At 70.8% G+C, this 17,907-nt stretch carries 16 protein-coding genes; 7 read left to right on the plus strand and 9 right to left on the minus strand.

The genetic code is table 11. The features are described from left to right. Positions 1–114 precede the first annotated feature (114 nt). Both AB0P17_RS38760 and AB0P17_RS38765 read left to right on the plus strand, forming a co-directional pair. Positions 115–735, plus strand: a complete 621-nt coding sequence (locus AB0P17_RS38760; RefSeq protein WP_365818959.1) for a DUF47 family protein — start codon at positions 115–117, stop codon at positions 733–735. Positions 736–740: 5 nt separating this feature from the next. Continuing rightward, a complete protein-coding gene (locus AB0P17_RS38765; RefSeq protein WP_365818961.1) occupies positions 741–1,739 on the plus strand; it encodes an inorganic phosphate transporter in 999 nt (332 codons plus the stop codon). Positions 1,740–1,950: 211 nt separating this feature from the next. Here the strand turns inward: AB0P17_RS38765 and pstB are convergent, their stop codons facing one another. The 4 genes from pstB to pstS all read right to left on the minus strand — a co-directional run bounded on the left by pstB (position 1,951) and on the right by pstS (position 6,193). Then, positions 1,951–2,727 (minus strand): phosphate ABC transporter ATP-binding protein PstB, encoded by a 777-nt coding sequence (gene pstB / locus AB0P17_RS38770; protein ID WP_365818963.1) that lies wholly within the window; start codon positions 2,725–2,727, stop codon positions 1,951–1,953. Between the two features lie 52 nt (positions 2,728–2,779). Then, positions 2,780–3,862 carry a phosphate ABC transporter permease PstA gene (pstA, locus tag AB0P17_RS38775; RefSeq protein WP_365818965.1) on the minus strand — a complete coding sequence of 361 codons (1,083 nt, stop codon included), beginning with the start codon at positions 3,860–3,862 and terminating at the stop codon, positions 2,780–2,782. Further along, positions 3,859–4,851 carry a phosphate ABC transporter permease subunit PstC gene (gene pstC / locus AB0P17_RS38780; RefSeq protein ID WP_365818967.1) on the minus strand — a complete coding sequence of 331 codons (993 nt, stop codon included), beginning with the start codon at positions 4,849–4,851 and terminating at the stop codon, positions 3,859–3,861. The genes pstA and pstC overlap by 4 nt, the downstream gene beginning before the upstream one ends. Positions 4,852–5,053: 202 nt before the next feature. After that, complete coding sequence (pstS, locus tag AB0P17_RS38785; RefSeq protein WP_365818969.1) at positions 5,054–6,193, minus strand: phosphate ABC transporter substrate-binding protein PstS; 1,140 nt, start codon at positions 6,191–6,193, stop codon at positions 5,054–5,056. Between the two features lie 413 nt (positions 6,194–6,606). Here pstS and AB0P17_RS38790 point away from each other — a divergent pair, with 413 nt between their 5' ends. Next, entirely contained in the window at positions 6,607–7,125 is a 519-nt protein-coding gene (locus AB0P17_RS38790) for a DUF1203 domain-containing protein (RefSeq protein WP_365818991.1), read from the plus strand. Positions 7,126–7,165: 40 nt separating this feature from the next. Here the strand turns inward: AB0P17_RS38790 and AB0P17_RS38795 are convergent, their stop codons facing one another. The 3 genes from AB0P17_RS38795 to AB0P17_RS38805 form a co-directional block, all read right to left on the minus strand. Continuing rightward, positions 7,166–7,564, minus strand: a complete 399-nt coding sequence (locus AB0P17_RS38795; RefSeq protein WP_365818993.1) for an NUDIX hydrolase — start codon at positions 7,562–7,564, stop codon at positions 7,166–7,168. 158 nt (positions 7,565–7,722) lie between these two features. Next, the gene (locus tag AB0P17_RS38800) at positions 7,723–8,784 is read right to left on the minus strand and encodes a CHAD domain-containing protein (RefSeq protein ID WP_365818995.1); all 1,062 of its coding nucleotides are present in this window, start codon (positions 8,782–8,784) and stop codon (positions 7,723–7,725) included. 52 nt (positions 8,785–8,836) lie between these two features. Beyond that, positions 8,837–11,107, minus strand: coding sequence for an RNA degradosome polyphosphate kinase (locus AB0P17_RS38805; protein ID WP_365818971.1), 2,271 nt, complete (start codon positions 11,105–11,107; stop codon positions 8,837–8,839). Positions 11,108–11,298: 191 nt separating this feature from the next. On the opposite strand from AB0P17_RS38805, the gene AB0P17_RS38810 reads away from it, so the two are divergent. Further along, positions 11,299–11,493 (plus strand): hypothetical protein, encoded by a 195-nt coding sequence (locus AB0P17_RS38810; RefSeq protein ID WP_365818973.1) that lies wholly within the window; start codon positions 11,299–11,301, stop codon positions 11,491–11,493. 102 nt (positions 11,494–11,595) lie between these two features. On the opposite strand, the gene mshD is transcribed toward AB0P17_RS38810, so the two are convergent. Next, positions 11,596–12,585: a mycothiol synthase gene (gene mshD / locus AB0P17_RS38815; RefSeq protein WP_365818975.1), complete on the minus strand. Its 990-nt coding sequence runs from the start codon at positions 12,583–12,585 to the stop codon at positions 11,596–11,598. 185 nt (positions 12,586–12,770) lie between these two features. Between mshD and AB0P17_RS38820 the strand changes: the two genes are divergently transcribed. Then, complete coding sequence (locus AB0P17_RS38820; protein ID WP_365818977.1) at positions 12,771–14,603, plus strand: bifunctional metallophosphatase/5'-nucleotidase; 1,833 nt, start codon at positions 12,771–12,773, stop codon at positions 14,601–14,603. A 99-nt stretch (positions 14,604–14,702) separates the two neighbouring features. On the opposite strand, the gene AB0P17_RS38825 is transcribed toward AB0P17_RS38820, so the two are convergent. Further along, a complete protein-coding gene (locus AB0P17_RS38825) occupies positions 14,703–15,335 on the minus strand; it encodes a TetR family transcriptional regulator C-terminal domain-containing protein (protein ID WP_365818979.1) in 633 nt (210 codons plus the stop codon). Between the two features lie 140 nt (positions 15,336–15,475). On the opposite strand from AB0P17_RS38825, the gene AB0P17_RS38830 reads away from it, so the two are divergent. Together AB0P17_RS38830 and AB0P17_RS38835 are read left to right on the plus strand one after the other, a co-directional pair. Then, complete coding sequence (locus AB0P17_RS38830; RefSeq protein ID WP_365818981.1) at positions 15,476–16,387, plus strand: alpha/beta fold hydrolase; 912 nt, start codon at positions 15,476–15,478, stop codon at positions 16,385–16,387. A 159-nt stretch (positions 16,388–16,546) separates the two neighbouring features. Next, complete coding sequence (locus tag AB0P17_RS38835) at positions 16,547–17,788, plus strand: S8 family peptidase (protein WP_365818983.1); 1,242 nt, start codon at positions 16,547–16,549, stop codon at positions 17,786–17,788. The last annotated feature ends 119 nt before the right edge of the window (positions 17,789–17,907 follow it).

Consider the following 17,907-nt stretch of genomic DNA (forward strand, 5'->3'; position numbering starts at 1 on the left):
GGCCCTGTGCTCATCTCCTTGACCCATGAGTGACACTGGTATGCCGGTTAACTGTGGCCGGATGATGCACCTAGCATCACCTCTGACCGAATCCATGTAACCCGAGGACCCCACGTGCGATTTCGTCTGACCCCCAGGGAGACGAGCTTCTACGACATGTTCGCCGCGTCCGCGGACAACATCGTCACGGGCTCCAAGCTCCTGATGGAACTCCTCGGTGCGGATTCCTCCGCCCGGGCCGAGATCGCGGAGCGGATGAGGGCAGCGGAGCACGCGGGCGACGACGCCACTCACGCGATCTTCCATCAGCTCAACTCCTCCTTCATCACACCGTTCGACCGCGAGGACATCTACAGCCTGGCGTCCCAGCTCGACGACATCATGGATTACATGGAGGAGGCCGTCGACCTGGTCGTCCTGTACAACGTCGAAGAGCTTCCCAAGGGCGTCGAGCAGCAGATCGAGGTGCTCGCGCGCGCCGCCGAACTGACCGCCGAGGCCATGCCGCACCTGCGGACGATGAACAACCTCACCGAGTACTGGATCGAGGTCAACCGGCTGGAGAACCAGGCCGACCAGATCCACCGCAAGCTGCTGGCCCACCTCTTCAACGGTAAGTACGACGCGATGGAGGTGCTCAAGCTCAAGCAGATCGTCGACGTGCTCGAAGAGGCCGCCGACGCGTTCGAGCACGTCGCGAACACGGTGGAGACCATCGCGGTCAAGGAGTCCTGAACCACGTGGACACCTTTGCGCTGATCGTGACCATCGGTGTCGCGCTCGGCTTCACGTACACCAACGGCTTCCACGACTCCGCGAACGCCATCGCGACCTCGGTCTCCACCCGGGCCCTGACGCCGCGCGCCGCGCTCGCGATGGCCGCCGTCATGAATCTCGCGGGCGCGTTCCTGGGGCAGGGCGTCGCCAAGACCGTCAGCGAGGGGCTGATCGCCACCCCGCACGGTGCGCGGGGTATGGGCATCCTCTTCTCGGCGCTGGTCGGGGCGATCGTCTGGAACCTGATCACCTGGTACTTCGGGCTCCCGTCCTCCTCCTCGCACGCGCTGTTCGGCGGCATGGTGGGCGCGGCGCTCGCCGGCGGTACGGAGGTGATCTGGTCCGGGGTCCTGGAGAAGATCGTCATCCCGATGTTCGTCTCGCCGGTCGTCGGCCTGGTCGCGGGCTATCTGGTGATGGTCGGGATCATGTGGATGTTCCGCAGGACCAACCCGCACAAGGCCAAGCGCGGCTTCCGGATAGCCCAGACCGTCTCGGCGGCCGGCATGGCCCTCGGGCACGGTCTCCAGGACGCGCAGAAGACGATGGGCATCGTGGTGATGGCGCTGGTCATCGCCGATGTCGAGGACTCCGGCGACGCGATCCCGATCTGGGTGAAGGTCGTCTGCGCGCTGATGCTCTCCCTCGGTACGTACGCGGGCGGCTGGCGCATCATGCGGACGCTCGGCCGCAAGATCATCGAGCTGGACCCGCCGCAGGGCTTCGCGGCGGAGACGACCGGGGCGTCGATCATGTTCGGCTCGGCGTTCCTCTTCCACGCGCCGATCTCGACGACGCATGTCATCACCTCGGCGATCATGGGAGTGGGGGCGACGAAGCGGGTGAACGCGGTCCGCTGGGGGGTCGCCAAGAACATCATCCTCGGCTGGTTCATCACGATGCCGGCGGCGGCGCTGGTGGCGGCGGTCAGCTTCTGGCTGGTCAACCTCGCCTTCGGCTGACGCCGTGCCGTAACCGGCACGGCCGCCGTACTGGTCACGGCGGCCGGTTCCGTACAGCCGTGCCGTCCCGTACGGCTGTCCCGTACAGCTGTCCCGTACAGCCGTCCCGTAGATGTGATGGGGCCCGCCCCCCTGGGAGAGGGGGCGGGCCCTTCGTCTTGCGGTGGCACCGCCATGCAGCACCGCAGGACGTCTGTGTCGCCGGATCCGACTATCCGAAGCGGCCGGAGATGTAGTCCTCCGTCGCCTGTACGGACGGGTTGGCGAAGATCCGCTCGGTCTCGTCTATCTCGATGAGCTTGCCGGGCTGGCCGACGGCCGCCAGGTTGAAGAAGGCCGTACGGTCCGAGACCCGCGCCGCCTGCTGCATGTTGTGCGTCACGATGACGATCGTGAAGCGTTCCTTCAGCTCACCGATCAGGTCCTCGATCGCGAGCGTGGAGATCGGGTCGAGCGCCGAGCACGGCTCGTCCATCAGCAGCACCTCCGGCTCGACCGCGATCGCGCGGGCGATGCAGAGCCGCTGCTGCTGGCCGCCGGAGAGTCCGGAGCCGGGCTTGTTCAGGCGGTCCTTGACCTCGTTCCAGAGGTTCGCGCCCTTGAGGGACTTCTCGACGATGTCCGCCAGCTCGTTCTTGCGGGCCGAGCCGTTCAGCCGCAGCCCCGCCGCGACATTGTCGAAGATCGACATGGTCGGGAACGGGTTGGGGCGCTGGAAGACCATGCCGACCGTGCGGCGTACCGCGACCGGGTCGACGTTCGTCCCGTACAGGTTCTCGTCGTCCAGGAGCACCTTGCCCTCGACGCGGCCACCGGGGGTGACCTCGTGCATCCGGTTCAGGGTGCGCAGGAAGGTGGACTTGCCGCAGCCGGACGGGCCGATGAAGGCCGTCACGGAGCGGGGCTCGACGGTCATCGAGATGTCGTCGATGGCCCGGTGGGAGCCGTAGAAGGCGGTCAGTCCGCTGACGTCGATGCGCTTGGCCATTACAACCACTGCTTCTTTCGTGGCTCCGCGCGGCGGAGCCGGGTCTCGGGCCTCAGCGGCCGGTCTTCGGGGCCTTCCAGCGGGCTACACCGCGCGCCACCAGATTGAGGATCATCACGAACGCGATCAGCACCAGAGCCGCTGCCCACGCACGGTCGAACGCCGCCACTTCACCGATTCTGTACTGCTCGAAAATGTAGAAGGGAAGCGACGACTGGGCGCCGTCGAAGGGGTTGTTGTTGATCAGCTGGCTGCCGTAGACCAGCAGCATGATCGGCGCGGTCTCACCCGCGATGCGCGCGATCGCGAGCATCACACCGGTCGTGATGCCGCCGATCGCGGTCGGCAGGACCACCTTGAGGATCATGCGCCACTTCGGTACGCCGAGGGCGAGCGCGGCCTCGCGCAGCTCGTTCGGTACGAGCTTGAGCATCTCCTCGGTGGAGCGGACCACGACCGGGAGCATCAGGATCGTCAGGGCGAGCGAGCCCATGAAGCCGGACGGCCCGGTGCCGGTCATCAGCATCAGCGAGAGGATGAACAGACCGGCGACGATCGACGGGATGCCGGTCATGACGTCCACGAAGAACGTCACCGCCTTGGCGAGCGAGCCCTTGCCGTACTCCACCAGGTAGACGGCGGTCAGCAGGCCGAGCGGGGTGGCGATCACCGTGGCGATGCCGACCTGCTCCAGCGTGCCGATCAGCGCGTGGTAGACGCCGCCGTGCGGCTCGGAGCCGAGGACCCCGGCCATGGAGTGCGTCAGGAAGTCGATGTCGAGGGCCTTCGCGCCGCGGACGATCGTCGTCCACAGCAGCGAGAAGAGCGGGATGACCGCGAGGAGGAAGCACACCCAGACGATGCTGGTGGCGAGGCGGTCCTTGGCCTGGCGCTGGTTCTCGACGGTGCTCGTGACGGCGTACGAGATGACGAGGAAGGCGATGACGGCGATCAGGCCCCACTGGACCTTGCTGGTCAAGCCCGCGCCCGCGCCGACGGCGGAGCCGATCAGCAAGCCGGTCGCGGCGAAGCCGGCCGGCGCCCAGCGCGGCAGACTCCGCTGGCTGAGGCTGCCCCGCCGGCCGCTCGGCGGCGGTACGGGGGTCGGCGTGTCCTGGATGGTCGCGTGGCTCATGCGTTGGCCCCCGAGTACTCCTTGCGGCGCGCGATGATCAGCCGGGCCGCACCGTTCACCAGCAGTGTGAGGATGAAGAGGACCAGACCGGAGGCGATCAGGGCGTCGCGCCCCAGCTCGTTGGCCTCGTCGAACTTCGCCGCGATGTTCTGGGCGAACGTGCCGCCGCCCGGGTCGAGCAGGTGGAGCGAGATCAGGTAGTTCGGGGAGAGGACCGTGGCGACGGCCATCGTCTCGCCGAGCGCGCGGCCGAGGCCCAGCATCGAGGCGGAGATGACACCCGAGCGCCCGAAGGGGAGCACCGACAGCCGGATGACCTCCCAGCGGGTGGCGCCGAGCGCGAGCGCGGCCTCCTCGTTCATCCGCGGGACCTGGAGGAAGACCTCCCGGCTGACGCTGGTCACGATCGGCAGGATCATGATCGCCAGCAGGATGCCGACGGTCAGCATGTTCCTGGCGACGCCGGGCTGCGTCTGGTCGAAGATGTACGTCCACGCGAAGTACTCGTCGAGCCAGCTGTTGAGACCGCCGAGATACGGCACGAGCACGAGGGCGCCCCAGATGCCGTAGATGATGCTCGGCACGGCGGCGAGCAGGTCCACCACGTACGCGAGGGGCGCGGCGACCTTGCGCGGCGCGTAGTGCGAGATGAACAGGGCGATGCCGACAGCGACCGGGACCGCGATGACCATCGCGATGATCGAGCTGACGATCGTGCCGAAGAGGAGGACCGCGATGCCGAAGACCGGCGGGCTCGCGGAGGGGTTCCAGTCGAAGGTCGTGAGGAAGTTGCCCTCGTCCTTCGAGATGGCGATGGCGGCGCGGTAGGTGAGGAAGCCCGCGATCGACGCCATGAGGACGAGCAGCAGAATGCCCGAGCCCTTGGAGAGGCCCGAGAAGATCTTGTCGCCCGCGCGTCCGGTGGAGGGACGGGGCGCGGAGTCGGCCGGTGATAGCGGCGGACGTTCTGTGGGTGTGGTGGAAGCCATGTCTTTCCGGTCTGTGTGGGGGAGCGCCGGCTCCCCTGGCGGCGGTGCACCGGATGGGATGGGTGACGGCGGGCGGCCCGGAGGGGTGCGCCGGGCCGGCTGCCGTCACCGTGGAGCGTGCGGTACGGCGGCACTTCGCGTGGTGCGGGAAGCGCCGATGACCCGCCGGTACGGGAGGTCCCGTACCGGCGGGTCGGCAGTGCTAGGAGAGCGAGGCGACGGTCTCGCGGACCTTGGCGTTGATCTCGGCCGGGATCGGGGCGTAGCCCGCCTCGGAGAGCACCTTCTGGCCGTCCTCGCTGGAGGTGAAGGTCAGGAAGGACTTCATCGTGGCCAGCGTGTCCGGCTTGTTGCCCTTGTCGCAGGCGATCTCGTACGTGACCAGGACGATCGGGTAGGCGCCGTCGGCCTTGGTGGTGTAGTCGAGGTCGAGCGCCAGGTCCTTGCCGGTGCCCTTGATCTTGGCGGCGGCGATGGCCTTCGACGCGTTCTCCGAGGTCGCCTCGACGGGGGCGCTGGCGCCCGTGTCGATCTTGACCGTGGAGATCTGCTGCGAGGTGGCGTAGGAGAGCTCGAAGTAACCGATCGAGCCGTCGACCTGCTTCACCTGCGTGGCGACACCGGCGGAGCCGGAAGCGGCCTGGCCACCGGGGGCCGGCCACTTCTTCTCGGCCTCGTACTTCCAGTCGGAGGCGGCGGAGGCGCCCAGGTACTTGCCGAGGTTCTGCGTGGTGCCGGAGTCCTCGGAGCGGTGGAACGCCTGGATCGGCTTGTTGGGGAGCTTGGCGTCCGGGTTGAGGGCCTTGATCGCCGCGTCGTCCCAGTTCTTGATCTTGCTGTCGAAGATCTTGGCGAGCGTGGGGGCGTCGAGGACGAGGCTGTCCACACCCTCCAGGTGGTAACCGATGGCGATCGGTCCGCCGACCATCGGCAGGTTGATGCCCTGGCCGCCGTCCTTGCACATCTTCTTCGAGTCGGCGACCTCTTCGGGCTTGAGCGCCGAGTCGGAGCCGGCGAACCCGACGGTGCCCTGGTTGAACGCGACGATGCCCTCGCCGGAGGAGGAGGACTTGTAGTTGACCTCCACGCCGGAGCAGGTGGCCATGTAGTTCTTCACCCAGAGGTCCATGGCGTTCTTCTGCGCGCTGGAGCCGGAGGCGAGCAGCTGGCCCTTGGCGTCCTTGCACACCGCGCTGGAGGAGGCGGTGGCCTTCGTGCCGCTGCCGCCGGTGTCGCCACCGCTGTTGTCGTCCGAGCCGCACGCCGTGAGAACCAGGGCGCCGGAGACGGCGAGGGCACCGAGCGCTGTGGCGCGCAGCCCGTTCTTGCGCTTGAGCTTCACTTTTCGGGTGTTCCTTCCAGGAGCCGCCGGTCCGACCTGTTGTACGGCGGCGTGCGTCGGGGTGGCCGGTGCGGCGCTTGAACCGTCACCGTGTAAGGCCGAAATTAGGCAGATCAGGTGAAGCCGCCGACGGAAGAGAGTGAACGGAAGGTGAACCTCGTCGGACACCCTGGGTTCGGGTGCGGGCCGCTCGTGTGAGGCGCGTAGAGGGCGTAGAAGGGAGCGTGGAGAGGGGCGTGGAAGGGGCGCGTTCGGTGAGCCCGTTGGGGCCACCAAGGCCATGGGGATAGCTGGGGCCGGTGGAGTGCGCTACTCGGCCCTGCCTGGGGTGTGCGGCCGTTCTTCTCGTCCGATTTCCGCCAGCGGGCCCGTGAAGGGCCGTCAAGACTTGACCCATGACTCCCCAGACGGTCTTGACCTCGTACACGCCTCTGCCCATCGCTCCCGGGGCGCTCCGGGAGCTCCGGGAGACGGACGACTCCGGGCGGCCCGTACGGCCCTTCACCGCGGGCGGGGACGACGCTCCGGCCGACTGCGCGGGCAGCCCGCTGCGGTGCTGTCTGCGGGCCGCCGTCGCCGGTGACCGGGTCGCGCTCGTCTCGTACGCGCCGCTGCGACGCTGGGCGGCGGCGCGCGGGGCCGAGCCGGGGGCGTACGACGAAGCGGGGCCCGTGTTCATCCACGCCGGGGAGTGCGGGGGGCCGCGGGGCGCCGCCGGTTATCCCTTCGCGCGGCCGGGGGCGCTGCGGACCGTCCGGCGGTACGACGCCGCGGGGCGGATCGTCGGCGGGCGGCTGTTCGAAGTCCCCGAGGACGCCACGGCCGGATTCGACCGGGCCCTCGGCGAGGCGTTCGCGGAGCCCGAGGTGGCGCTGGTGCACGTGCGGGCCGTGGAGTACGGCTGCTTCCAGTTCGAGGTACGGCGGCCGTAGGCGGGCCGGGTCCCGCGGCGGGGCCCGGCCGCGGGACCCGCTACGTGGCGTGCAGGGCGTTCAGCAGGGCGTCCACCAGGACGCGGTCGCGGGGCTGGGTGAGCCGGTCCCGGGCCGCCGTGGGCGTCAGCCAGACGAGGATGTCCACCTCGTGGTTCGGGACGAAGACGCCTGCCGTCGCCTCGGCCGCCCAGTAGGTGACCTCCTTGGGGCGGCCCTGGGCCAGGTAGTGGACGGTGTCCAGGCGGGCGCCCGGGGCGCAGTGGTGGCCCGTCTCCTCCAGGACCTCGCGGACCGCGCCGGCCAGGGCGGACTCGCCGCGCTTGAGCTTGCCCTTCGGGTGCGACCAGTCGTCGTACTTGGGCCGGTGCACGAGGCAGATCTCGACGCCCTCGTCCGCCGACGGCACTCGGCGCCACAGCACGCACCCCGCCGCCAGGACCGTTCCCCGGCCCTTCGGCCCGCCGGCCGCGCGGGCCGGGCCGGCTGAGTCCGCCGTCCCGGCCGCCGTGCCGGCCGGGTCAGCCGCGTGGGCCGTGCCGGTCGTCCCGGTCGTGCCGCCCGGATCAGCCGGGCCGGCCGGGCCCGTCGCCTCGGTCATCGTGACACCGCCGCCTTCTGCCAGAGCTGCTGGAACGCGAAGCGCGCCGCCTCGACCTCGTGGCGCTGGTCGGCGTGGAGCACGCCCAGCGCGTACGCCGTCGTCGGGGCGATCCGGGGCGTACGGGCCGCGTTCGCCGCCGCCGCTGCCGCCTCGGCGGCGTCGCGGTGCCGGTCCAGGCACTGGCCCGCCGCGAGCAGGGCAGGGTCGGGGACGCCGCCCGCGCACCACACCTCCTGGGTGTAACGGTGCAGCCGCAGCAGCCGCCGGACCTGGTGCCACGGCGCGTCCTGCGCCTCCCCGTCGGCCGCCGTGGCCAGGCCGTTGACCAGCGCCTCCGCGTTGTAGGGATGGGCCGCGCGGGTCAGCGGCAGCGCGGCCACGGCGTCCAGGAGCTGGGCCTCCGTCGTCTCGCCGGGCCCCGCCAGCACCTCGATCGCGGGTGCGCCCGCCAGCGGGGCCAGCGGCACCTCTGAGGCGAGTACGGCCACCGCGTCCGCCACGGCGTGGAAGCGCGACGAGCCCAGCGCCTGGAGCGCCGAGGAGTGGGCGCGCGTCCTGGCCAGGGTGAGCTGGCGCTCCAGCAGCGCGCCCGCGCGGGACGCCCCGACCGTCAGCGTTCCGGCCGCCGGCCCCCCCGCGGTCGCAGGCCCCCCCGCGGCCGCGCCGCCCGCCGCGGGGCCGGATTCCGTCCGCGCGGCGGGCACGGGCACCGCGCCCGAGAGCCGGGCCAGCGCCCCCACCAGCCGGTGCAGCCGGGCCGTACAGGCGTGCTCCTGGGCGAGGGTGCCGGAGAGCCAGGCCAGTTCCGAACGGAGCTGGTCCGCCGGGCCGTGGTCGAGCAGCGGCCGGTACGTGTGCAGCGCGCCGCCGATCCGGCGCGCCGCGCCGCGCAGCGTACGGGCCGCCTCCTCGGCGGCGGCCGTGTCGGCGCCGCTCTCGCCGTACAGCCGCAGCCCGCGCAGGAAGTCGCCCGCGCGGGCGTGCAGATACCCGGACAGGACCTCCCCCGCCGTGCGCCGTCCCGGGGCGTCGGAATCGGTACCGGACGCCGTCACGCGGTCGGTGACCCGGTTCGCCACCCGGCCCGTGCCGCGGTCGGTGTCCACTTCATGGTGCTGCACGCCGGCGCCTCCGGGCGTCTATGAGCATTTCCTGTACGTTCCGCAGCGGCTGGCCCTCCGCGTCCGTGGAGTGCCGCGTCCAGTTGCCGTCCGCGCCCAGGTGCCAGGAGGACGTCGTGTCGGACATCCCGGTCTCCAGGAGCCGGGTGAGCGCCGAGCGGTGCGCCGGGTCGGTGATCCGGACCAGCGCCTCGATACGGCGGTCGAGGTTGCGGTGCATCATGTCGGCGCTGCCGAGCCAGACCTCCGGCTCACCGCCGTTGCCGAACGCGAAGACCCGGGAGTGCTCCAGGAAGCGCCCCAGGATCGACCGCACCCGGATGTTCTCCGACAGGCCCGGCACCCCGGGCCGCAGGGCACAGATCCCGCGGACCCAGATGTCCACCGGGACACCCGCCTGCGACGCCCGGTAGCAGGCGTCGACGGTCGCTTCGTCCACCATCGAGTTGACCTTGAAACGGACATACGCGGGCCGCCCGGCGCGGTGGTGCGCCACTTCCTTGTTGATCCGCGCGATGAGCCCGTCCCGCAGGGACTTCGGGGCGACCAGCAGCCGCCGGTAGGTCTCCCGGCGCGAGTAGCCGGACAGCCGGTTGAACAGGTCGGAGAGGTCCGCGCCGACCTGCGGGTCCGCGGTGAGCAGCCCCAGGTCCTCGTAGAGACGGGCCGTCTTCGGGTGGTAGTTGCCCGTGCCGACATGGCTGTAGCGGCGCAGGGTGTCGCCCTCCTGCCGTACCACCAGCGAGAGCTTGCAGTGCGTCTTCAGCCCGACCAGCCCGTACACCACGTGGCAGCCGGACTCCTCCAGCTTCCGGGCCCACTTGATGTTGGCCTGCTCGTCGAAGCGGGCCTTGATCTCGACGAGGACGAGGACCTGCTTGCCCGATTCCGCCGCGTCTATCAGCGCGTCCACGATCGGGGAGTCGCCGGAGGTCCGGTACAGCGTCTGCTTGATGGCCAGTACGTCGGGGTCGGCCGCCGCCTGCTCCAGGAAGGCCTGGACGGAGGTGGAGAAGGAGTCGTACGGGTGGTGCAGCAGCACGTCACGCTCGCGCAGCGCGGCGAATATGTCGGGCGCGGAGGCGGACTCCACCTCGGCGAGATCGCGGTGCGTGCCCGCGATGAACTTCGGGTACTTCAGCTCGGGCCGGTCCAGCGACGCGATCCGGAAGAGCGCCGTCAGGTCGAGCGGCCCCGGCAGCGGATAGACCTCCGCGTCGGACACCTTCAGCTCGCGCACCAGCAGATCGAGGACGTACGGGTCGATGGACTCCTCGACCTCCAGGCGTACGGGCGGCCCGAAGCGGCGCCGCATCAGCTCCTTCTCCAGCGCCTTGAGGAGGTTCTCGGCGTCGTCCTCCTCGACCTCCAGGTCCTCGTTGCGCGTGACCCGGAACATGTGGTGCGCGAGCACCTCCATGCCGGGGAACAGCTCCTCCAGGTGGGCGGCTATCACGTCTTCGAGGGGGACGTAGCGCTGCGGCGACGCCTCCAGGAAGCGGGCCAGCAGCGGCGGCACCTTGACCCGCGCGAAGTGGCGGTGGCCGCTGACCGGGTTGCGGACGACGACCGCGAGGTTGAGGGAGAGCCCCGAGATGTACGGGAAGGGGTGGGCCGGGTCCACCGCGAGGGGCGTGAGGACCGGGAAGATCTGCTGGCGGAAGAGGGTGAAGAGGCGCGCCTGCTCCTTCTCGGTCAGCTCGGGCCAGCGGATGATGTGGATGCCCTCGTCGGCCAGCGCGGGGGCGACATCCTGCTGGTAGCAGGCGGCGTGCCGGGCCATGAGCTCGCGGGAGCGGGTCCAGATCAGGTCCAGCACCTCGCGCGGCTGGAGGCCGGAGGCGGAGCGGGTGGCGACCCCGGTCGCGATGCGCCGTTTGAGTCCCGCGACCCGGACCATGAAGAACTCGTCCAGGTTGGACGCGAAGATCGCCAGGAAGTTCGCGCGTTCGAGGAGCGGCGTCGTCGGGTCCTCGGCCAGCTCCAGCACCCGCTCGTTGAACGCGAGCCAGCTCCGCTCGCGGTCCAGGAACCGGCCCTGGGGCAGCGCGTTGCCGTTGCCGTGACCGTTGCCGCCGCCGTCCTGGCCGCGGTCCTCCTCGTACGTGTCGAGGTCGGAGTCGAGATCGGGTTCGAGGTCGCCCGCCGACCCGGTCGTGGCGACCGTGCGGGGCCGGTGGGCGGCTATGAAGCCCACGGACGGCTGCTGAGGGTGCTGGGACGGCTGGACCGGAACCTCGGCGGGCTGGTGGCTCATGTCCCCATTCTTCCGCGCGGAGGGTACGACGGGCGCGTCGGAGAGCGCGGGGGTGAGACGGGCCCTCCCGTTCGCGGCGGTCCTGCCGTTCGGAGTGCTGTTCGGGGTGCCGTTCGGGGTGGGGGGTACAGCGGGCTCGGGCTGCATTCACCGAGGGTCGCAAGGGCTTCTGAATGGCCGGTAACGGCGACATGACATGCAGGGAAGCGGGGCGGGTCCCCCGGGGGTGGCCGGGAGCGGCCGGGGCCGGGGCCGGGGCCGTACGGGCCGGCCCGTACGTGTCGGCCGGCCGTACGGCGGCCCTGTACGGACCGCTCGTCCGGCGCCACGTACGGCCTGGTCGCCCGGCCGTACCCGGCTACGGGCGGCTCGGCGGCCACCCGTGAGCCGACCGTACGGTACGCCGTTCGGGTGCCCGGGACCGGGTAGGTCCGGGCCCTACCAGGGCCCGGACCCGGCCCTGGCGTGACCCGGGTAGCCGGGCGGGCTCAGGACTCCGTGCGGTACATCAGGTCCACCTCGTGCGTGGCGAAGCCCAGCCGTTCGTACACCGTCACCGCCGCCGTGTTGTCCGCGTCCACGTACAGCATCGCGGTCGGCAGTGCCTGCGCCGCGAGGTGGCGCAGGCCGGTCGCGGTGAGGGCCTTGCCGAGGCCGCCGCCCTGCGCGTCCGGGCGGATGCCGACGACGTACACCTCACCGAGCTGCTCCTCGGCGTGCACCTTCGTCCAGTGGAAGCCGATCAGCTCCCCGTCCCGCTCGGCCAGGAAGAACCCCTTCGGGTCGAACCACGGCTCGGCGATCCGGTCGTCCAGGTCCCGCTGGGTCAGCGCGCCCTGCTCGGGGTGGTGGGCGAAGGCGGCCGCGTTGACCGCGAGCCAGGCCGCGTCGTCCTGGCCGGGGACGAAGGTACGGACGGTGACCCCCGGCGGCAGCACCGGCTCCGCGATGTCCAGCGGGGCCAACGGGCGGCGGAGCTGCCGCAGTTCGCGGAAGAGCGTCAGCCCGAGGACCTGCGCGAGATGCCGGGCGGCCGGCTTCCCGCCGTGCGCCCAGGCCCGCAGCCGCTTCCCGGAGGCGCCCAGCAGCGCGTTGCCGAGCGCCCGGCCGTGGCCCCGGCCGCGGCGACCGGGGTGTACGACCAGTTCGACGGCGGGCGCCTCGATCGGGTCGGTGTCCTCCAGCTGCCCGTACCCGACCAGCTCCCGCGCACCGCCGTCCCCTTGGCCGGCGCCGGACCCGGTGGACGGGGTGGATTCGCCGTCGCCGCCCTCCCGGTCCGCGGTGACCAGGAAGTGCCGTACGCCCTCCCGGTGACCGCCGCGCAACTGGAGCCGCCCCTGTTCGGAGACGGCCTGCACGCCGTCCGTCGCGGCTGCTTCTGCCAGCAGGCCGAGGACGTCCTCCGCCTGTTCGGGGGTGAGCGCGTCGAGGGTCTGGATCTGCCGGCCGGACTCGCGGGCTACTGCGTCAGTCATGCGTCGAGGGTACGGCGGCGGCGTTCCCCCTGGGCGCGTACCGGCCGTACACGGTGCGCGCGGCACCGACCGGTGACGTACGCGTAAAGGCAACCCACTCGTAACCCGCGAGCCCTGTATAGCTACGCGCGTTGACTCTAGGCTGCCGCTCGCAACCTCAGACTTTTGAGCTCATAAGGGGATCCATGTCAGCGACACCGCAGAAAAACCGAGCGGCACGGCGGGTGTTCGCCGCTGCCGCAGGTCTGGCCACCGCGGGCGCGCTCTTCGCCGCGCTGCCGGCCTCCGCAGGGACGCCCGCCCAGAGCGCCGGGAACGACTTCGGCCACTCCAAGCCCAAGCCCGACCCCAAGACGGTCGACGTGCAGCTCCTGTCCTTCAACGACCTGCACGGCAACCTGGAGCCCCCGGCCGGTTCCGCCGGAACCGTCAACGAGAAGCAGGCCGACGGTACGACCAAGGCGATCCCCGCCGGCGGTGTCGAATACCTGGCGACCTCGCTGCGCGACGCCCGTAAGGGCCACCCGTACTCCGTCACCGCCGCGGGCGGCGACATGGTCGGCGCGAGCCCGCTGCTCTCCGGTCTCTTCCACGACGAGCCGACCATCGAGGCGCTCAACAAGATCGACCTCGATGTGACGGCCGTCGGCAACCACGAGTTCGACGAGGGCGCCACCGAGCTGGGCCGCCTCCAGAACGGCGGCTGCCACCCGACCGAGGGCTGTTACGAGAAGGGCAAGAAGTTCACGGGCGCGGACTTCCCGTACCTCGCCGCCAATGTGACGTCGGAGAAGACCGGCAAGCCGGTCCTCAAGCCGTACACGGTGTGGAAGAAGAACGGCGTCAAGATCGGCTTCATCGGGGTGACCCTGGAGGGCACGCCGAACATCGTGACCGCCGAGGGCGTCAAGGGACTCAAGTTCCACGACGAGATCGAGACGGTCAACAAGTACGCCAAGGAGCTGGACAAGCAGGGCGTCAAGTCGATCGTCGCGCTGATCCACGAGGGCGGCGCCCCGGCCTCCACCTCGTACAACTACAACTGTGACAGCCCCGGCGCCGGTGACGGCATCTCCGGTCCGATCGTCGACATCGCCAAGGGCATTTCGCCGAAGGTCGACGCGCTGGTGACGGGCCACACGCACCAGGCGTACGCGTGCACGATCCCGGACCCGTCCGGCAACCCGCGCCTGGTGACGTCCGCCTCGTCGTTCGGCAAGCTCTACACGGACACCACGCTCACCTACGACCTCCGTACCAAGGACATCGTGCGGACGAGCGTCAAGTCGGCGAACCACATCGTCAGCCGTGACCAGGCCAAGGCCAAGGACATGACCGACCTGATCACGCGCTGGAACAAGCTGGCCGCGCCGATCGCCGGCGCCCCCAAGGGCTACATCTCGGCCGACATCAACGGCCGCGGCGCCACGACGCCCGAGACCCCGCTCGGCGACGTGATCGCGGACGCGCAGCTCGCGGGCATGTCCCCGGCGGACAAGGGCGGCGCGCAGATCGCCTTCATGAACCCGGGCGGGATCCGCTCCGACCTGGTCTACAAGGCGTCGGGCAGCGAGGGCGATGGAGTCGTCACGTACGGCGAGGCGTTCACCGTGCAGCCGTTCACCAACATGATGAACGCGGTCGACCTGACCGGCGCGCAGCTCATCACCGCGCTCCAGCAGCAGGTCAGCGGCGCGAACGAGGCGTCGCCGAAGATCCTCCAGGTCTCGAAGGGCCTCACGTACACCCTGGACATGACGAAGTCGGGCGCGGCCCGTGTCGTCACGGACTCGGTGAAGCTGAACGGTGCGGCGATCGACCCGGCGAAGACGTACCGCGTCGCGATGAACGAGTTCCTCGCGGGCGGCGGCGACGGCTTCGCGGCCCTGGGCCAGGGGACGAACAAGCTGGTCGGCGCGTCGGACCTGGACATGTTCAACGCCTACCTGTCGGCGAACTCCACGGCGCAGGCGCCGCTGGCGCCTCCGGCGGCGGACCGCATCACGATCATCAAGTAGTAACTGGACGAGAATCTCTGCCCGAAGGGCGGTGGGCCGGCGGCCCACCGCCCTTCGACGTACGTCGGGCGTCGGGCGTCGGGCGTCGGGCGTCGGGCGCTACGCGGGCGACGGCGCGGTGCCGGCCCGGCCGTCCAGGAAGATCCCGTCCAGCTGGTGGTGGAGCGCGGCGGTGGCGGACTCCGGCGTCCGGTGGCCGACCAGGATGCTCGTGCCGAGTCCGGCGGCCAGGGCGAGCAGGTTGATCGCGTCGCTGCGCGGGTCCGTGCCGGGGCGCGTGAGACCGGCCTCCCGCGCCTGCTGGAGCAGGCCGGCCACGGCGTCCTCGGCGGCGGCCGGGTTGTCGGTGAACGGCTGATCGGCGAGGGCCCTGTCGGTCACGGACAGTACGGCGTACGAGGTGTAGACGAGGTGGAACGTGCGGCTCTCCTCGTCGGTCGGCAGTGACACCAGCAGCAGCGCCTCGATCACCGCGCGCGGCCCGGGATCGTCGCCCGCGGCGGCGAGCCGGGCGGCGATCCGCTCGGTGAACCGCGCGGCCAGCCGCTCCAGCCCATAGAGCAGCAGCTTCTCCTTGGTCTGGAAGTAGTACTGCACCAGCCGCAACGACACCCCCGCCTCCGCCGCCACGTCCCGCATCCCCACGGCGTGCAGGCCCTGCCGCCCCGCCACCCGCACGAGCGCCTCGGCGATCTCGGTGCGCCGTTCCTCGTGGTCCACCCGCTTGGGCATCGGTCGCGTCTCCACTCGTCGGTCCGTACATGTCGGTTCCCCCGCCGCCCGCGGCGTCATGGTACAGCCGTACCATCATCATGGTACGGTCGTACCACAAAGAACGGATGGCTCATGAACGCCTCTGGAGGTGGCCCGCCATGCCCGAGACGACGACCCGTGCCCGGCCCGACGTCGGTCGCTATGTGAGCGACGCTCTGCGGGACCGCTACTTCGCGGCCTGCGACGCGCTGTACGCGATGGGCGCGCCGGCCCTCGCCGAGACCGACGTGGAGACCTCCTTCGGTACCACCCACGTCTACCGGTACGGCCCCGCGGACCCCGCCGCCGCGTCCCGCACCCCGGTGGTCCTCGTGCACGGGGCGGGCAGCTGCTCCGCCATGTGGTACCCCAACACCGCCGCGCTCGCCGCCGAACGCCCGGTGTACGCGATCGACACCCCCGGCGACCCGGGACGCAGCGTGCAGCGGGAACCCATCCACCAGCCCGAACGGGCCGCGCAGTGGCTGGACGAGACGCTCGCGGGCCTCGGCCTCGACCGCGTCCACCTCGTCGGCAGCTCGTACGGCGGATGGCTCGCCCTCAACCAGGCGCACCGGGGACCCGGCCGCCTCGCCTCGGCCACCCTGCTCGATCCCGGCGGGCTGGAGAAGGTGGGCCTCCGCTTCTTCGCCTGGATATTCGTCAGCCTCTTCGCGACCTCCGCCCCCAAGAGGCTCCGCCCCCGGCTGGCGGCCTGGCTGGAACAGCCGGTGCTCGTGGTGCCGGAGCTGCGCACCATGGTCAGGGCCAGTACCCGTGCGTACCGCGTCCGCCGCCCCGCGCCGCTCCCCCTGACCGAGGACGAACTGCGCACCATCCGCACCCCGCTCTATCTGGTGCTCGGCAAGCGCAGCCTCATCCTGCACCCGCGGCGCCAGGCGGAGCGCGTACCGCGCCTGATCCCCGGAGCCCGCGCCGACATCATCACCGGCACGGGCCACGGCCCCCAGATCGACCACGCGGACCAGGTCAACGCCCGGATGCTGGACTTCATGGAGACCGTGGGCTGAGCGGGGCCCGCGGTCCGGGGGCGTTACTCCATCCGGCCATCAGTGCGCGGGAGCGCTCAAGCCGTGCTGGTGGCCCGGACGAAAGAAGGGTGATCGGACTTCGCTGAACGCGTCCCGGCCGGGACGCGTTCAGCGGTCAGCCACCTTCTAGGAGTACATATGCGCCTGCGCGCACGCTGGGCATCGGCCGCCCTTCTGCTGCTCGTTCCCCTGCTCGCCGGTACCGGTACGGATGCCATGGCGGCGGATCCCGGCAGGGGGCTCGTACCGGTCGAGCGTTCCGCCCAGGCGGTTCCGGGGCAGTACATCGTCTCCCTCAAGTCCGCGCACTCGCCGCGCACCGTACTGCGGCAGCTCGGGCTCAACCCTCTCCACACGTACGAGAAGGTCTTCCCGGGGTTCGCCGTCACGCTCAGCCCGAGCCAGCTGGAGCTGGTACGCGGCTTCGCGGGGGTCGCCGCCGTGGAGGAGAACGCGGTGGTCACGGCCAACTCCCCGACGGCAGCACGGGCGACGGCAGTACAGGCGACGGCAGTACAGGCGACGAGCGCCCCGGCCGAGCCTGAGGCGCGGGTGCCGGCCCTGAGCTGGGGGCTGGACCGGATCGACCAGCGGTATCTGCCGCTCGACGGGCAGTACGACGCGACCGGCACCGGTAGAGGTGTCACCGCGTACATCGTCGACACCGGGATCGAGACCGCGCACAGCGAGTTCGGCGGCCGGGCGAGCGTCGGGTTCGACTCCATCGGTGACGGACGGAACGGGCAGGACTGCAACGGCCACGGTACGCATGTGGCGGGCACCACCGGCGGTTCGGACCACGGCGTGGCCCGTGACGCCTCGCTCGTCGCGGTCCGGGTGCTCGGCTGCGACGGCAGCGGTACCTGGGCCGGGGTCATCGCCGGGTTCGACTGGGTGGCCAAGAACGCCGAGCAGCCCGCGGTGATGAACGCGTCCCTCGGCGGATCCAGCTCCACGGCCGTCGACACGGCGGTGAACGCCGTCGCCGACAGCGGTGTCGTGCCGGTCGTGGCGGCCGGCAACGAGAACCAGAACGCCTGCGACGTCTCGCCCGCCGGCGCGTCCAAGGTGATCACGGTCGGGGCGACCGACGAGCAGGACCGGCAGGCGGGCTTCAGCAACTGGGGTCCGTGTCTGGAGCTGTACGCGCCGGGGGTCGACATCATCTCCGCCAGGCTCGGTGGCGGTGACAAGTCGCTCAGCGGGACCTCGATGGCGAGCCCGCATGTCGCCGGCGTCGCCGCGCTGCTCAAGGAGGAGTATCCGACGGCCTCCTCGGCGGCCGTCTCCCGGTGGATCGTCGACGAGTCCACCGGGAACCTGGTGACGTCGATCGGAGCGGGCTCCCCCAACCGGCTTCTCTACACCGACAGCCTCTGAAGCCTCTGACCCGCGTCGGATCGGTGGGCGACGGCGCCGCGTAGCAGGGGGACGGACCGATCGACAGGAACGCGTTGAGCGGGGTGTACCAGCCGTCGAGGTCGTCCCTGCGGGACCGG

Source organism: Streptomyces sp. NPDC088124 (assembly GCF_040685895.1).
GTDB lineage: Bacteria > Actinomycetota > Actinomycetes > Streptomycetales > Streptomycetaceae > Streptomyces.

Coding starts and splice junctions, on each gene's coding strand:
- pstB (WP_365818963.1), bottom strand. CDS start 2,727: ATGGCCAAGCGCATCGACGTCAGCGGACTGACCGCCTTCTACGGCTCC.
- pstA (WP_365818965.1), bottom strand. CDS start 3,862: ATGAGCCACGCGACCATCCAGGACACGCCGACCCCCGTACCGCCGCCG.
- pstC (WP_365818967.1), bottom strand. CDS start 4,851: ATGGCTTCCACCACACCCACAGAACGTCCGCCGCTATCACCGGCCGAC.
- AB0P17_RS38805 (WP_365818971.1), bottom strand. CDS start 11,107: ATGAGCCACCAGCCCGCCGAGGTTCCGGTCCAGCCGTCCCAGCACCCT.
- AB0P17_RS38810 (WP_365818973.1), top strand. CDS start 11,299: ATGACATGCAGGGAAGCGGGGCGGGTCCCCCGGGGGTGGCCGGGAGCG.
- mshD (WP_365818975.1), bottom strand. CDS start 12,585: ATGACTGACGCAGTAGCCCGCGAGTCCGGCCGGCAGATCCAGACCCTC.
- AB0P17_RS38820 (WP_365818977.1), top strand. CDS start 12,771: ATGTCAGCGACACCGCAGAAAAACCGAGCGGCACGGCGGGTGTTCGCC.
- AB0P17_RS38825 (WP_365818979.1), bottom strand. CDS start 15,335: ATGCCCAAGCGGGTGGACCACGAGGAACGGCGCACCGAGATCGCCGAG.
- AB0P17_RS38830 (WP_365818981.1), top strand. CDS start 15,476: ATGCCCGAGACGACGACCCGTGCCCGGCCCGACGTCGGTCGCTATGTG.
- AB0P17_RS38835 (WP_365818983.1), top strand. CDS start 16,547: ATGCGCCTGCGCGCACGCTGGGCATCGGCCGCCCTTCTGCTGCTCGTT.